This is a genomic window from Bacillus paramycoides, from assembly GCF_038971285.1.
In the GTDB taxonomy this organism is placed as follows: Bacteria; Bacillota; Bacilli; order Bacillales; family Bacillaceae_G; genus Bacillus_A.
The window spans coordinates 3,658,305-3,674,363 of record NZ_CP152427.1 but is presented as its reverse complement, the minus strand read 5'-3'; the positions used below and the strand labels follow the sequence as shown (position 1 = coordinate 3,674,363).

Below are 16,059 nucleotides of genomic sequence, written 5' to 3'. Positions count from 1 at the left end.
AAATTTAAGAATTATGGATTGTGGGTAGCATTGTTCGCACTGTTAGGGATGGTATTAATGGATACTGTCCCTCATTTTAATTTAGGAAGATATCAAGAATACGTAGATATGATTCTATACATTTTGATTGCTGCAGGTGTTGTATCTAATCCTACAGCTGGCAAATGGTTTGCTGATAAGAATAAAAAAGGAGATGTTGAATAATGGGTTGTTTTGCAGGATCAGGTGGTCATAATGAATTTGTTCCAGGTGCAAATAGTGAATATGGGATTGAGCATGTAGAAGATAGACGTTTCTTGGATGCTGTAGCGAATTATGTACAAGCAGCAGGATGGAAATATGTTAACTGTTCTGATGAGGTAGGGACGACTAAAACAGCAGTTTGGAGCAATGCAGCAAATAACCATTTACGTGTAGCAGATAGTGATGTAGATTTACAGTTTCATTTAAATGCCACTCCAGGCGGTACAGGTTGTGAAGTGTGGTTACATCCTTCATACGGAAATAGAGAATTGGCAGCAAAGATTTCAAAGGCAATGGCTGACGCATTTGGATTGAGAGACCGAGGCATTAAATTTTCTACTGACTTAGGTTGGATTAATAAAACTAAGACTGGATTACTTCCTGAAATTTGCTTTATCGATAATGAAACAGATATGCAAAAATATCGCGCTAACTTTGACAAGGCAGCTAAAGCGGTAGCTGAGGTTATTGTTGGCAAAACAATTCAATCAAGTGTAAATAATGAAGGGGTGGCGATTAGCGTGAATAAATTTAACAAAGTTGTTACGTATGAATTTGGGACAGCATTAGTACCTGAGATGTTAGGAATGATGGATGCTCTAGGTTATGAATCTCGTATCATTTCTGGCGGGGACAAGCAAGGTCTAGTAAGATTTGAGACAAATTACCGCCAAGGTAATGAACTAGATCGAGCAACAGCATGGTTAGACGCTAAAGGACTTAAATACTTCTATACAAAAGAATAGTTTGATGTATAACAAAGTCGCCCTTAATTGGACGGCTTTGTTATGTAATACGAAGAAAAGACCGCCTATTACAGGCGGTCGATTTTTACTAATGATTTTTTAATGCTTGTTTTAACGTTTCAACTGTTTGTTCAAGCCATTCTATAGGATTAAGTTTTAAAGAAGGAAAATAAATTTCAGTATAATATTCAATGAACGCTTCTTTTTCTTGCGTGGATAAATCACTTTTTAAAAATTCAGTTATGTACTTTACAGTATTTTCTATACACACTTTGTGAGCTTCTTCTATAAATTCATTTAAGGCTTTTTCTACTGTTCCCATATCTTGATGAAATGTTCCGTCTAAAAAATCACTTACTTCTTCATACATATAATCTTTATCATTCATAAGTATCCTCCTAAATTTCTATCTTACGGGATATCCTGTTCGAATATAACTTCCTTGTCCGTCTTTTTTTAAGATAATTTTAGCATTAGTTACCTCTAAAATATTTTCAGATCCTCTTACAATAGATCGACCAATAATTTCATCACCTCTATACCTAAACGCTAGAGTTGGCGGGCTGTAGGGATCATCTAACCATCTTTCTATTTTACGTATATTTCGAGGATTGGTTAACACTTCATCAGCAATTTTTTGGGCTATTTCTAAATTATTAAAAGATGAAGACCCTGTGATATCGGGATCGTCTTTTAAGCGTTGAGCCAATGCTTCATTAGATATTTCAACATGCTTTTCCATTAAATGTCCACCTTTGTCTTCGTGTTGCTTTAAATCACCATCAAATACACGTGGACTATATTGAGTTGATCTATCTATGTTTTCAGCAGATAAAATAGTATCTTCAGCTTTTCTAAAATCAGGTGTATCAAATGCAGAGCGTATATTATTTCCACCAGCTAAAGCAAACTCATTGCGATTACGATTGAATAAGGATGCAGCGTCTTGCAAGCTTTGATTAGCAGTTCGTGAAATCTCAGCTAATTTTGTGCCAGGGTTCAACATTGCAATTTTATCCACGCCTTTTGTTCCTACGAATAGTTGTCCAACAGCCAATATAGTATGACCAGCCGCGCTTCCATACCATTCTGCACCACTATACGAGTTACCATTGGTAACATCACGATTCCAAGAATCAGAAATTGTTTGTTTTATCGCATTGAACGTCTCGACTGGGTGAGAAACGGCCTCAATCGTGTTATTAAATGTGTCAATTGGATGGATAACTGCATCTGCAAGTCCTAATAATTCATCACCTATAGCGTCGCCCATTCCCTTTTTTAAGTGATAGGGGACACCTAATCCAGATTTTTCAAAAGCAGATTCGATTTCATCATCTATAGTGTCTTTTATTTTATTCACATCTTTATAAGCTACATCGATACCATGTTTAAATTTATCATATAAAGACTCATCGGAATTTTTTACTTTACTAAGATCCTCATAAGTTTCCTTGAGACCATGCCAAACCTTGTCACGTAAAGATCCATCATTTTTCTCACTATTTAACTTACCACACATTGCTCCTTCTTCAAGATTTCCGTCATATGAAGCATCTGTGGTACGGAATTTTTCGGCAATTCGTTTCAAATCCTCTTCCACTTGTATAATTGAATTGATAGCTGTAAAAGCTTTTGGTCTCGCATCATTGAACATTTGAACGAATTGTTGATTAGAGGCACCGATCCATTGAAAACACAAATGATCAATTTCATTACATAAATTATTATGTATAGATTCTAATGCGATTCTGGTATTACTTGCACGATTTGCGACTTCTTCTAGCATTTCAGGTGTTACTTTGATTTGAACCATTTTTTCCTCCCTTCCTCAATTAAAATTATGAGACAAAAAGAAAAAAATGTAAATACAGAAACTTTAGATTAATATAATAATATTCGCGTGAAATAGAATCTGCTTAATTGTAAATGAAGCCTATATATGTTAAATATTTCCTTACAAAAGAATAGTTTTATGAACAAAATTATTATCTGGTTCTATATGTAGATAATTATATATTGATTTTCATCTTTATAAATGTTAGGGTAAATATACACCGTTTCTTATTTATCTATGAGTACTGTCTGTAGAACGAATAGAATAATTTGGAAAAAATCCCCTTTTGTACCTATATGCAGAAGGGGATTTTAATATTTATGAGATTTAAAATTTACTTTTAGATAATGCTTTAAGTACTGGCTTTACAATTAAACCTATTAAACGAAAGCCTTTAAATATAGAGCGTACAACTTTCATGAAGATGCCCCCTAAAAGAAATTATATATTAAGTATGTATTATTTCTTTTCTTTAACTTCGTATTTAGCTTCAATAAAATTTAATACTTTACCTTTTGGATCATCATTTTCAAATTGAACTGCTGTAACTGTATGTACCCCTGGTTTTAATGTATCTTCACTTAAAATAATTGACGTTTGAGTTAATTCTGCGACTTGTAATGTTTCTTTGAAAATCTTATCAACATAAACAAATGTTTGTTTGTCTCCTTGGAAGTTAGCATAATCTATACCAAGATGCAGCATTAAATCATTATTATTTGCAAATAAAACTGGTGCATTTCCATTTTCAGAGTTTCCTGCGGGTGTACTAACTTTTATCTTTCCTTCTCCAACTGATGTGGCATCTTTAGGGAAAGGATACTTACTTGTTTTTTTATTACTAGTTTCTGATGTGCTACTTTGTGTTGTATTGTCTTTAGCTTCACTCTTGCTATCTGTAGAACCACATCCAGCTAAAAGTCCTATTGATAGTCCTGCAATAATTAATTTTTTCAAAGAATGTTCCTCCTAGTTGATGTTAATAACTGTATTATTATATCAAAAAACAAAGATATAGAGATTGTTTATGAAATAATAAAATGAATACTTTATGCTTAGAAAATTTTTCTTCCATATAAAATTATAACAATTTAACAAAACATGATTTCCATATATAATAGAAGAAATAAAAAAATCCTTCTTTTGTTATCACCCTGTTGGCGTCAACCTCATGCGCCTAATGGCAACAAAAAACATCTACTTCGTCCCATTCGGTCAAGATGCACCAGAGAAAAAACCGAACTCAATGGTAGCTCGCATGGAGCTACTGGAAGATACAGTGTTAGAAGCGCTGCAAGGGAAGCAATTGCAACCGGTTGTCGTAGAAAAATTCAGATATATGAATTAAAAAACGAAAAAAAACGGACAATTTTTGATGAAACCATCATTCTTACTGTAGAATATGATAAAATTAACGTTATTAAGATTAGAAGGGGTATTGTATACTCCTTCTGATTCTAAGTTATAGAAGGATTGGTATCTAGAAAGGGGCATAGTGATGGAAAAGCAAAAAACTTTTCATGTCGCTGTAGTTGGAGCAACCGGCGCAGTTGGTGAACAAATGTTAAATACTTTAGAGAAACGAGAATTTCCAATCGGGAAATTAACGTTACTTTCATCTAAACGATCTGCAGGTAAGAAACTTGTATTTAAAGGCGAAGAATTTACAGTTCAAGAGGCAACTCCTGAAAGTTTTGAAGGAGTAGATATCGCACTATTTAGTGCTGGTGGATCTGTATCAAAACAATTAGCGCCAGAAGCAGCAAAGCGCGGTGCGATTGTTGTTGATAATACAAGTGCATTCCGTATGACAGAAAACGTGCCACTTGTTGTACCTGAAGTAAATGAAAATGACTTAAAAGAACATAATGGTATTATTGCAAATCCAAACTGTTCTACAATTCAAATGGTAGTAGCTCTTGAGCCAGTTCGTCAGCAATATGGTTTAAAACGAGTAATCGTTTCCACATATCAAGCTGTATCAGGTGCTGGTGCGGCAGCGATTGAAGAACTTCATGAACAATCACAAGCAATCTTAAATGGTGAAGAAGTGAAGGCAAATGTTTTACCTGTATCAGGTGATAAGAAACATTTCCCAATCGCTTTCAACGCGATTCCACAGATTGATAAGTTCCAAGATAATGGATTTACATTTGAAGAAATGAAAATGATTAATGAAACGAAAAAAATTATGCATATGCCTGAATTAGAAGTAGCGGCAACATGTGTACGTTTACCAGTTGTATCAGGTCACTCTGAGTCTGTTTACATCGAAGTAGAAAAAGAAAGCGTAACAGTAGAAGAATTAAAGAACTTACTTGCAAATGCGGAAGGTATCGTTCTGCAAGATAACCCAGAAGAGCAATTATATCCAATGCCAGCTACTGCAGTAGGTAAAAACGAAGTATTCGTTGGAAGAATCCGTAAAGATTTAAATAACGATAAAGGATTCCATCTTTGGGTCGTATCTGATAACTTATTAAAAGGCGCTGCATGGAATTCTGTTCAAATTGCAGAGCGCTTAGTAAAATTACAATTAGTGTAAACGGCTAAGAGAAGGTGCAAAATATGAAAATTATTGTTCAAAAATTTGGTGGCACATCTGTACGTGATGAAAATGGACGTAAGCATGCGCTTCATCATATAAAAAAATCGCTAGATGCGGGTTATAAAGTAGTTACTGTCGTATCTGCTATGGGTCGTAAAGGTGAACCGTATGCAACGGATACTTTGTTGAGCCTTGTAAATCAAGAGGAATCTCACATTTCTAATCGTGAGCAAGATTTGTTATTATCATGCGGAGAATTAATCTCAGCAATCGTTTTCTCTAACATGTTAAATGAGAACGGTATAAAAGCAGCGGCATTAAATGGTGCACAAGCTGGTTTTGTAACAAATGATGATTTTACAAATGCTAAGATTATTGAAATGAATTGCGATCGTATACATGAAGAGTTAGAAAATGTAGATGTAATCGTCGTTACGGGATTCCAAGGGCAAACGAAAAAAGGTGATACGACAACACTTGGACGCGGGGGTAGCGATACTTCAGCTTCAGCGTTAGGTGTTGCGCTTCATGCTGAATTTATTGATATCTTCACAGATGTAGAAGGTGTTATGACTGCGGATCCTCGCATTGTAAAAGATGCACGTCATCTTCAAACTGTAACGTACAACGAAATTTGTAACATGGCATATCAAGGTGCAAAAGTCGTTCATCCACGTGCAGTTGAAATTGCGATGCATGCAAAAGTGCCTCTTCGTGTACGTTCTACGTATTCTGATAGTGAAGGTACACTTATTGCGGCATACGATGGTGCTACAAAAGGGCAGGATGTAGAAGAACGTCCTGTGACAGGTATCGCACATGTATCAAATGTAACGCAAATTAAAGTGCTTGCAAAAGAAACGGCATATGATTTGCAACAGCATGTATTTAAAGAAATGGCAAACGAAGGTATTAGTGTTGATTTAATTAACATTTCTCCTACTGGTGTAGCTTACACAGTAAATGATAATGTATCAGCTCGTGCTGTCGAAGTGTTAAAACAACTTGGATATGAGCCAATTGTGACAGAGCATTGTGCGAAAGTATCTATCGTTGGAGCAGGAATGGCAGGTATCCCAGGGGTTACTGCGAAAATCGTTACAGCTTTAGCTGAAAAAGGTATTCAAATTCTGCAATCGGCAGATAGCCATACGACAATTTGGGTTCTTGTAAAAGAAACGGATTTAGTGGAGGCTGTAAATGCATTACATAGTGCGTTTGAGCTTTCAAAAGAAAAGCAACTGGAACAATAAGGAGTGAGACCATGATAGATTTTGGGACAATTGCAACCGCGATGGTAACTCCGTTTGATAAAAACGGAAATATCGATTTTGCAAAGACAACGAAATTGGTAAATTATTTAATAGATAACGGTACAACAGCAATCGTGGTAGGAGGAACGACAGGAGAATCTCCTACATTAACTTCAGAAGAAAAAGTAGCGTTATATCGCCATGTCGTATCTGTTGTCGATAAAAGGGTGCCCGTAATCGCTGGAACAGGTAGCAATAATACGCATGCTTCTATTGACTTAACTAAAAAGGCGACAGAAGCTGGTGTTGATGCAGTAATGCTAGTAGCACCGTATTATAACAAACCGAGTCAAGAAGGAATGTATCAGCACTTTAAAGCAATTGCTGAAAGCACGCCACTTCCGGTTATGCTATATAACGTTCCAGGACGATCTATTGTACAAATCTCCGTTGATACAGTTGTTCGTTTATCAGAAATAGAAAACATTGTTGCGATTAAAGATGCAGGCGGCGATGTGTTAACAATGACAGAAATCATTGAAAAAACAGCGGACGACTTTGCAGTATACAGCGGTGATGACGGTTTAACGTTACCAGCTATGGTAGTTGGAGCGAAAGGTATCGTTTCTGTAGCATCTCATGTTATCGGAAATGAAATGCAAGAAATGATTGCAGCATTCCAAGCAGGTGAATTTAAGAAGGCGCAAAAATTACATCAATTACTTGTAAGAGTAACGGATTCATTATTTATGGCGCCAAGCCCAACACCAGTAAAGACAGCATTACAAATGGTTGGATTAGATGTAGGTTCTGTACGTTTACCACTTCTTCCATTAACAGAAGAAGAAAGAGTAACGTTACAATCTGTTATACAATCTATCCCTCGTTAATACAAAATGACCTAGTGTAGAACTAGGTCATTTTTTTATAGGATGAAAATCTTTTCTCACCTATATGTGTTCTTATTTAGATCATTAACCGTTTCTTCATTATGAATTGCAACATGTATAAGAAAATAATCGTCCTCTTGAAATGAAGCAAAAACGAAAGTGATTATAGAATAAACATTTGTACAAACGTAATAAACCACCACTTCTGTTTTTTTAGAAAAATCCCCTCAAATGTGACGTAATTCATAAAAAAACTCCATTTTGTAAGTGTTTTTGTTCAATTCTAGGAAAATAAGTCTTGAAAACACATATTATGAAATTAATTTAGTGTAATTATGGCTATTTCTTCAAAATAATATGGAGTATAAAATCGAAGTAAATATAAAGGAAATACGTTCAATACTTTTGTTATAATTCCGTTCTTTTACTTATTCTTTCGCACGATTTAACTTGTGTTCTATTTCTTGTATCAGGTATAATATGGCTAAGTAGCTTAGTACGGGTATGCTTAGCAAAATTGGTAAAAATTATAATTTGATTACATTTTCATATCATATCGAATAAGATATTTGATTTATATAATGAAAGAGAGGTGAAACCTGGTTTAAAAAATAAACAAGGACATGATATCGCATAACGGTAAGGACATTCGTCTTGGACGGTGAATATATGGTGGTTGTAGAGTTTCCCCTGGTGTCTCTGCAATTTTAGTGAAATCAGTGTTTGAAAGATTTTTAAACCAGGCAACAACATGAAGAGAAAAGAGAATGAGTCTGTTAAAGTATTTGCTCTTGGTGGAGTAGGTGAAATCGGGAAAAATATGTACTGTGTTGAAATTGATTCTGAAATCTTTATTGTGGATGCAGGGTTAATGTTCCCAGGAGATGAGATGTTTGGAATTGATATCGTTATTCCTGATATTACATATTTAGTGGAAAACCAAGAGCGAGTTAAAGGTTTATTTATTACTCACGGTCATGAAGATCATATTGGTGGTATTGTTTACGTACTTCGTAAATTATCTATTCCAGTGTATGCAACGAAATTAACAGTAGGACTTATACAAGAAAAACTTGGCGAAGCGGGTATGTTAGGCCGTGTAGACTTAAAAACAATCGATTCAAATTCAACAGTAGAGTTTAATACTACAACGGTGTCATTCTTTGGAACGACACATAGTATTCCAGATTCTGTTGGTGTTTGTTTCCATACATCAAAAGGTGCGATCGTATATACAGGAGACTTTAAATTCGATCAAACCCCAATTGGAAATAGTGGGGCAGACCTTGGGAAAATGGCTCAAATCGGAAATGAAGGCGTATTATGTTTATTATCTGATAGTACAAATGCTGAGCGTCCAGGCTATACAGGTTCTGAAAAAGAAGTTGGTGTAGAAATTTCTAAAGTGTTCTACGGCGCAGAAGGACGTATTATCGTTGCTTCATTTGCATCGAATGTACATCGCATTCAACAAGTATTTGATGCAGCTGCAGAAACAGGACGAAAAGTAGCGGTTGTAGGACGTAGTATGGTGAAGGTAGTAGATATTGCAAGACGTCTTGGTTATTTAGATGTTCCAGAAGGTATGGTTATTTCACTACAAGAAGTAGACAATTTCCCAGAGAAAAAGGTAGCTATTTTAACGACAGGTAGTCAAGGTGAACCGATGGCGGCCCTTTCTAGAATGGCGAAGCAAGCTCATAAACAAATTTCAATTCGTAAAGGTGATACGGTTATTATCGCGGCATCTCCAATTCCAGGTAATGAAATATCTGTATCGAAAATTATTGATTTGTTATTTAGAGCGGGAGCTGAAGTTGTTTATTACGGTGAAAGAAAAGTTCACGTTTCAGGTCACGGTAGCCAAGAAGAATTAAAATTAATGTTAAATTTAATGAAACCGAAATATTTTGTACCCGTACATGGTGAGTTCCGTATGCAAAAAGCACATGCATACTTAGCTGAAGATGTAGGTATTGCAAGAGAAAATATCTTTATCGTAGAAAAAGGCGATGTAATTGGTTTTGGTGACGATGAAGCGAACTTAGTTGGCAAAGTACAAGCTGGCAATGTGTTAATTGATGGATTAGGTGTAGGTGACGTTGGTAATATCGTTCTTCGAGATAGAAAAATGTTATCTCAAGATGGAATATTAGTAGTTGTTGTAACACTTGGTAAAGATGAAAAGAAAATTATCTCTGGTCCAGAAATCATTTCACGTGGATTTGTATATGTACGTGAATCAGAAGCGTTAATTGACCGCTCTACAGAGATTGTACGTATGATTGTTGAGCAATCAATTAAAGAATATTCAATTGAATGGTCTATGTTAAAACAAAATATTCGTGAATTATTAGGACAGTTCTTGTACGAAGAGACAAAGAGAAAACCTATGATTTTACCGATTATTATGGAAGTATAAAAAAGATCACCTTTACGGGTGATCTTTTTTCTTTTTAAACTCTATCGAATGAAATTTATAACTTAAGAAATAATAGTGATATACGAGTGAAAGGGGATGCGATATGACAGAACGTGATCGTTATACAAATGAAGAGAAAGAGGCTGAACCGAAAGAAACTGGAAAAGAAGCTTCAATAGTGGAAAAAATTCAACAGCTTGGACAAACGAATGTACCACAAATGAATGAATCACGTATTCATTGTTTAACAATTGTTGGACAGGTGGAAGGTCATGTTCAGTTGCCACCGCAAAATAAAACAACGAAATATGAGCATATTATTCCGCAAATTGTTGCGATTGAACAAAATCCGAAAATTGAAGGCTTGCTTTTAGTGTTAAATACAGTTGGAGGTGACGTTGAAGCTGGGCTAGCAATTTCTGAGATGGTCGCTTCACTTTCAAAACCGACAGTATCTTTAGTTTTAGGCGGAGGGCATTCTATTGGTGTACCGATTGCCGTTTCTACGGACTATTCATTTATTGCGGAAACTGCGACGATGACAATTCATCCGATTCGTCTAACAGGTCTTGTTATAGGTGTGCCGCAAACATTTGAGTATTTAGATAAAATGCAAGAAAGAGTCATTCGATTTGTGACGAAGCATTCGAAAGTAACGGAAGATCGTTTTAAAGAGCTTATGTTTGCGAAAGGGAATTTAACGCGAGATATTGGTACGAATGTAATTGGTGGAGATGCAGTGAAGTATGGCCTTATAGATGATGTCGGTGGTATCGGAAATGCGATTCGAAAATTAAACGAATTAATAGATGGTCGCGCGGATGATAGTGCAGAAGGGAAAATGTTACAATGATTTTATATACAATTATGCCAGAGCAACTCGTGTATCCAGCCGATTATTCGCAATGTGAAAGTCAAAAAGTCGTAAATATAAATGGTGTTGAATTAATGGTTTCAGAAGAAGAACATGGGTATTATTCGATTGTGCGTGTACTAAGTACGGATCCGTTTCACTACTTAGAGTTTGAGCCTGGACAGAAAATAACCTTTTAGCAAAAAGAAGGATTTTGTTTAGAAGCTATGGTATAATATAAAAAACAAGACGGTTGAGCAGCCATGAGAGGGCTGCTTTCTTCTGTTTATTTAACATTTTACAAGAAGTGTAAAAATAGAAGATATAGAGACCTGAAAAAATAGAGAAAACAGACATATAAGTAGAGTTTTTAGGAGGCTTTACATATATGTAGAACACGAGGTGAAGAAATGGCAAAACAAAAGCAAAGAGGGACGAAGGCAAAGGCAAGACGTACGATAAAGCCAACTTTGTATTATGAAATCGTCGGTTTAACTCTTTTTGCACTTTCAATCATTACGATTTTACAGCTAGGTGTTGTAGGGAAATCGTTTGTGTTATTTTTTCGCTTCTTCTTTGGTGAGTGGTACATAATTGGTGTGTTAGGTGTAATAGCTTTATCAGTTTCATTCGTTATAAAACGTGGATGGCCGAACCTTTTAAATAAACGGCTAATCGGTTTTTATTTAATAGTATTGGCGATATTAATGTTTAGTCATATTACATTATTTAACCTTCTTACGAAAGATGGAGCAGTGCAAAATACTTCTGTTATTGTGAGTACAAAAGATAATTTCTTTCTTGAAATGAAAAAAGGACCAGATAGTGTTCATTTAGGTGGTGGCATGTTTGGTGCGCTTATGTTCGCGACTTGTTACTTCTTATTTGACGAAGTAGGAGCCTATATTATTGGTATTATTTTAGTTATTCTCGGTATACTTTGTATAACAAATAAGCATATTGGAGAAGTATTAGCTCCAGTTGGTAGAATCCTTAGAAGTCAATTTCAAGTGATGCAAGGGGACTATAAAGACTGGAGAGCGAAAAGAACGGCTGAACAAACAGAAAAGAAAAAAACAACGAGAAGCACAAGGAGTAAACGTGCTGCAGAACAAGAAGAAATTGTTGAGCCGATGGAAGAAATCTCAATTGATCCTCCGATTATTTCAAATTTCACTGAAAATTATCCGGTAAATGAAGAAGAGGATAAACGAATTGAAGTAGAGGAAGAGGAGTTAATCACTTCGCCATTTGTCGAAGAAGCTCCGCCAATTGAAGAGCCGAAGAAAAAGCGTGGAGAAAAAATCGTTGAATCGCTAGAGGGAGAAACACAAGCTCCTCCTATGCAATTTTCAAATGTAGAAAATAAAGATTATAAGCTACCTGCACTTGATATATTGAAATTTCCAAAGAATAAGCAAGTTACAAATGAAAACGCGGAAATTTATGAGAATGCTCGTAAATTAGAACGTACTTTCCAAAGCTTTGGAGTGAAAGCGAAAGTAACAAAAGTACATAGAGGTCCTGCAGTTACAAAATATGAAGTGTATCCTGATATGGGAGTAAAGGTAAGCAAAATCGTCGGTTTAAGTGATGATTTAGCGCTTGCTTTAGCTGCGAAGGACATTCGTATTGAAGCACCTATTCCCGGGAAATCAGCTGTAGGAATTGAAGTTCCGAACTCAGAAGTTTCTATGGTAACGCTTAGAGAAGTTCTTGATTCTAAAGCTAATAATCATCCAGAAGAGAAATTATTAATTGGTCTTGGACGAGATATTACAGGTGAAGCTGTATTAGCCCGCTTAAACAAAATGCCTCATTTACTAGTGGCCGGTGCGACAGGTAGTGGGAAAAGTGTATGTATTAACGGTATTATCGTTAGTATTTTAATGCGTGCAAAACCACATGAAGTAAAATTAATGATGATCGATCCGAAAATGGTAGAGTTAAATGTATATAACGGTGTGCCTCATTTATTAACACCAGTTGTAACGGATCCGAAAAAAGCATCACAAGCATTGAAAAAAGTTGTGAGTGAAATGGAGCGCCGTTATGAGTTATTTGCTCATAGTGGCACGCGAAATATTGAAGGATATAATGACTATATAAAAGAGCATAATAATCAATCAGAAGCGAAACAACCGGAATTACCTTATATTGTCGTAATTGTGGACGAGTTAGCAGATTTAATGATGGTTGCTTCATCGGATGTGGAAGATGCGATTATGCGTCTAGCACAAATGGCTCGTGCGGCTGGTATTCATTTAATTATCGCAACGCAGCGTCCATCAGTTGATGTTATTACGGGAGTTATTAAAGCGAATATTCCATCGCGTATTGCATTCGCTGTATCTTCTCAAACAGATTCTCGTACAATTCTTGACGGTGGTGGTGCAGAGAAACTACTAGGTCGTGGAGATATGCTGTTTATACCAATTGGTGCATCGAAGCCTGTACGTGTACAAGGTGCGTTTTTATCAGATGATGAAGTTGAGAGAGTTGTAGAATATGTTATTGGTCAGCAAAAAGCGCAATATCAAGAAGATATGATTCCGCAAGATGTTCCTGATACGAAGCAGGAAGTAGAAGATGAATTATATGATGAAGCAGTTCAGCTCGTAGTGGAAATGCAAACAGCATCTGTTTCTATGTTGCAACGTAGGTTTAGAGTTGGTTATACGCGAGCTGCCCGTTTAATTGATGCAATGGAAATGAATGGTGTAGTAGGTCCGTATGAAGGTAGTAAACCACGAGAAGTGCTCATTAATGATGTACAAGAAAAAAGTTCATAAAAAAAGCCTAATTGTTTTTACAATTAGGCTTTTTTATATGCTGGTTTTGTTATATACTATATTCACCGATAAAGAAAGGGCTTACATTTAAAGTGGTTCTTTAGAATACGAATACTTTGATGTAGTTTTTTATAAATGTTCGATATTCAATGTAGAAAAATGTTAAATTTTGTTGACACGTATGGGAGCAAGTGGTAAGATTACTTCGAAAAGAATCACTGCCTCATATAATCTTGGAGATAAGGTCCATAAGTTTCTACCCAGCAACCATGAATTGCTGGACTATGAGGGGAAAAGTGTGTAACAAAGGATGTAAGAGATCTTTGTGCCGAACTTTTTCTCGAAATGAGGAATGTTTATGGTGCAAAGTTTTTTTTATGCAGTAAAGAGTGAAAATTTCATCTTGAAAAATTATTAATATTTATTCGACAATTGCGCTTGTTTTTAGTGTTTAGTAATTTTTATTATGTTGTAAGTTGAAAAAAGAGAAAAGAAGTCTTACATCAGAGGTCGAATAATTGAAATGCGGGGGAGTCTTATGTCAGTAAAATCCGATAGTCGTCACCTATATTTACGGGTGATTGATCACATCAAAGAAAAAATTAAAGATGGAGCTTACAAAGAAAGACAAAAGTTACCATCAGAGTTTGATTTAGCGAAAGAACTTGGCGTAAGTAGAGCGACTTTAAGGGAAGCGCTACGTATCTTAGAAGAAGAAAATGTTGTCATTCGTAGACATGGTGTAGGGACGTTTGTAAATGCTAAGCCGTTATTCTCTTCTGGAATTGAACAACTTTCTAGTATTACAGATATGATTTCTAGTGTGGGGAAAACACCAGGAACTATCTTTCTATCATCATCTACAACAAGTCTAACAGAAGAAGAAAAAGAGAAGTTTAATAGTGAAGATGGTTTTAATGCAGTGATGATCGAGCGTGTGCGTACAGCAGATGGGGAACCTGTTGTATATTGTATCGATAAACTTGCAAAAGAAATCTTGCCGGATTTATCGGGATACAACGAAGAATCATTGCTTACAGTGATACATAACAATACGCACAAACGTATCACATACGCAGTTGCTCATATTGAGCCAATTGGCTATCATCCGAAAATCTCACCGATTTTAGAATGTGAACCAGAGACAGCACTGCTAGTATTAAAACAAATGCACTATGATCAAAATGATGAGCCAATCTTATATTCTATCAATTATTTTAGAGCTGATAAGTTTAGCTTCCACGTACTAAGAAAACGTATGTAGGTGAGTTCCTTTTTAGGGAGGTGACAGCAAGAAGTTAGGGACAGCAGCGTATAAAAAAATAGACAAATCATTTCAGGAGGGGTTTCTAGTATGAAGAAAAAAACAGGCCTTTTATTATCATTAACATTAGCAGCAAGCACGGTGTTAGGTGCATGTGGTAACTCGGATAAGGCGAGCAGTGACAAGAAAGAAGATAAAGACTTCAAAGTTGGTATGGTAACGGATGTTGGGGGCGTGGATGATAAATCATTCAACCAATCTTCTTGGGAAGGTTTGAAAAAGTTTGGTAAAGATAATGGATTAAAGGAAAAGACAAATTATCGTTACCTACAGTCTGAAAAAGAAGCAGATTATATTCCAAACTTAAAGAAATTTTCAAAAGATAAGTATGATTTATCTTTCGGAATCGGTTATAAATTAGAAGGTGCAATTAAAGAAGTTGCAAAAGAATCTCCAAAACAACAATTCGCAATCGTTGATACTGTTGTAGATGCACCGAACGTAACAAGTATTACATTTAAAGATCATGAAGGATCATTCCTTGTAGGTGCGGTAGCAGCTATGTCAACAAAATCGAATAAAGTAGGATTTGTTGGTGGAATGAAAAGTGATTTAATTAGTAAATTCGAAAATGGATTTAAAGCTGGTGCAAAGGCAGTAAATCCAAACATTGAAATCGTATCTGAATATGCAGAAGCATTTGATAAACCTGAAAAAGGTACAGTTCTTGCATCAGCAATGTATGGTCAAGGTGTAGATGTAATTTATCATGCTGCTGGTGGTACAGGTAACGGTGTGTTCACTGAAGCGAAAAACCGTAAGAAAAAAGGTGAAAATGTTTGGGTAATCGGTGTTGACCGTGACCAACATCAAGAAGGTATGCCTGAAAATGTAACATTAACTTCAATGATTAAACGTGTGGATGTAGCTGTAGAAAAAGTAGCTAAAGAAGCAAAAGATGGAAAATTAAAAGGTGGAAAAATTGAAGCGTTTGGTTTAAAAGATGACGGTATTGGTATTTCAAAAACAACTGATAACGTGAAAAAGGTTAACCCTGAAATTTTAACAAAAGTAGAAGAGTTTGAAAAGAAAATTACAGATGGTGAAATTAAAGTACCGGCTACAGATAAAGAGTATAAAGAATATGAAGCTTCTCTAAAAAAATAAATAGAGAAATAGCAAAGGTTAGTTCATAGAACTAACCTTTGTAT

The 16,059-nt window shown here is 35.7% G+C and carries 14 protein-coding genes, 1 pseudogene and 1 riboswitch; of the genes and pseudogenes, 12 read left to right on the top strand and 3 right to left on the bottom strand.

What is annotated here, in order from left to right; genetic code table 11:
* Positions 1 to 18: 18 nt before the first annotated feature.
* Positions 19 to 204: a hypothetical protein gene (locus AAG068_RS18805; RefSeq protein ID WP_342719828.1), complete on the top strand. Its 186-nt coding sequence runs from the start codon at positions 19 to 21 to the stop codon at positions 202 to 204.
* Entirely contained in the window at positions 204 to 989 is a 786-nt protein-coding gene (locus tag AAG068_RS18800) for an N-acetylmuramoyl-L-alanine amidase C-terminal domain-containing protein (RefSeq protein WP_342715438.1), read from the top strand. The genes AAG068_RS18805 and AAG068_RS18800 overlap by 1 nt, the downstream gene beginning before the upstream one ends.
* An 88-nt stretch (positions 990 to 1,077) precedes the next feature.
* On the opposite strand, the gene AAG068_RS18795 is transcribed toward AAG068_RS18800, so the two are convergent.
* From AAG068_RS18795 to AAG068_RS18785, 3 genes are all read right to left on the bottom strand, one after another.
* Complete coding sequence (locus tag AAG068_RS18795; RefSeq protein ID WP_000998176.1) at positions 1,078 to 1,377, bottom strand: contact-dependent growth inhibition system immunity protein; 300 nt, start codon at positions 1,375 to 1,377, stop codon at positions 1,078 to 1,080.
* Between the two features lie 18 nt (positions 1,378 to 1,395).
* A complete protein-coding gene (locus AAG068_RS18790) occupies positions 1,396 to 2,805 on the bottom strand; it encodes a WXG100 family type VII secretion target (protein WP_342715437.1) in 1,410 nt (469 codons plus the stop codon).
* A 480-nt stretch (positions 2,806 to 3,285) separates the two neighbouring features.
* Positions 3,286 to 3,783, bottom strand: a complete 498-nt coding sequence (locus AAG068_RS18785; RefSeq protein ID WP_342715436.1) for a hypothetical protein — start codon at positions 3,781 to 3,783, stop codon at positions 3,286 to 3,288.
* A gap of 202 nt (positions 3,784 to 3,985) precedes the next feature.
* Here AAG068_RS18785 and spoVFB point away from each other — a divergent pair.
* The 10 genes and pseudogenes from spoVFB to AAG068_RS18735 form a co-directional block, all read left to right on the top strand.
* Positions 3,986 to 4,174, top strand: a pseudogene (gene spoVFB, locus AAG068_RS18780) (dipicolinate synthase subunit B); the annotation flags it as partial.
* 150 nt (positions 4,175 to 4,324) lie between these two features.
* A complete protein-coding gene (asd, locus tag AAG068_RS18775) occupies positions 4,325 to 5,371 on the top strand; it encodes an aspartate-semialdehyde dehydrogenase (protein ID WP_342715435.1) in 1,047 nt (348 codons plus the stop codon).
* A 23-nt stretch (positions 5,372 to 5,394) separates the two neighbouring features.
* On the top strand, positions 5,395 to 6,627 hold the full coding sequence (gene dapG / locus AAG068_RS18770) for an aspartate kinase (protein WP_342715434.1): 1,233 nt from the start codon (positions 5,395 to 5,397) through the stop codon (positions 6,625 to 6,627).
* Positions 6,628 to 6,638: 11 nt separating this feature from the next.
* Entirely contained in the window at positions 6,639 to 7,517 is an 879-nt protein-coding gene (dapA, locus tag AAG068_RS18765) for a 4-hydroxy-tetrahydrodipicolinate synthase (RefSeq protein WP_342715433.1), read from the top strand.
* A gap of 751 nt (positions 7,518 to 8,268) precedes the next feature.
* The gene (locus tag AAG068_RS18760; RefSeq protein WP_000823085.1) at positions 8,269 to 9,939 is read left to right on the top strand and encodes a ribonuclease J; all 1,671 of its coding nucleotides are present in this window, start codon (positions 8,269 to 8,271) and stop codon (positions 9,937 to 9,939) included.
* 103 nt (positions 9,940 to 10,042) lie between these two features.
* Positions 10,043 to 10,792 carry a translocation-enhancing protein TepA gene (gene tepA, locus AAG068_RS18755; protein ID WP_342715432.1) on the top strand — a complete coding sequence of 250 codons (750 nt, stop codon included), beginning with the start codon at positions 10,043 to 10,045 and terminating at the stop codon, positions 10,790 to 10,792.
* On the top strand, positions 10,789 to 10,992 hold the full coding sequence (locus AAG068_RS18750; RefSeq protein WP_000605026.1) for a YlzJ-like family protein: 204 nt from the start codon (positions 10,789 to 10,791) through the stop codon (positions 10,990 to 10,992). The genes tepA and AAG068_RS18750 overlap by 4 nt, the downstream gene beginning before the upstream one ends.
* A 210-nt stretch (positions 10,993 to 11,202) precedes the next feature.
* Positions 11,203 to 13,584, top strand: a complete 2,382-nt coding sequence (locus tag AAG068_RS18745; protein WP_342715431.1) for a DNA translocase FtsK — start codon at positions 11,203 to 11,205, stop codon at positions 13,582 to 13,584.
* A gap of 203 nt (positions 13,585 to 13,787) precedes the next feature.
* A riboswitch (purine riboswitch) is annotated at positions 13,788 to 13,889 on the top strand.
* 233 nt (positions 13,890 to 14,122) lie between these two features.
* Entirely contained in the window at positions 14,123 to 14,848 is a 726-nt protein-coding gene (locus AAG068_RS18740) for a GntR family transcriptional regulator (protein WP_000114176.1), read from the top strand.
* 90 nt (positions 14,849 to 14,938) lie between these two features.
* A complete protein-coding gene (locus AAG068_RS18735; protein WP_000730604.1) occupies positions 14,939 to 16,015 on the top strand; it encodes a BMP family lipoprotein in 1,077 nt (358 codons plus the stop codon).
* Positions 16,016 to 16,059 lie beyond the last annotated feature (44 nt).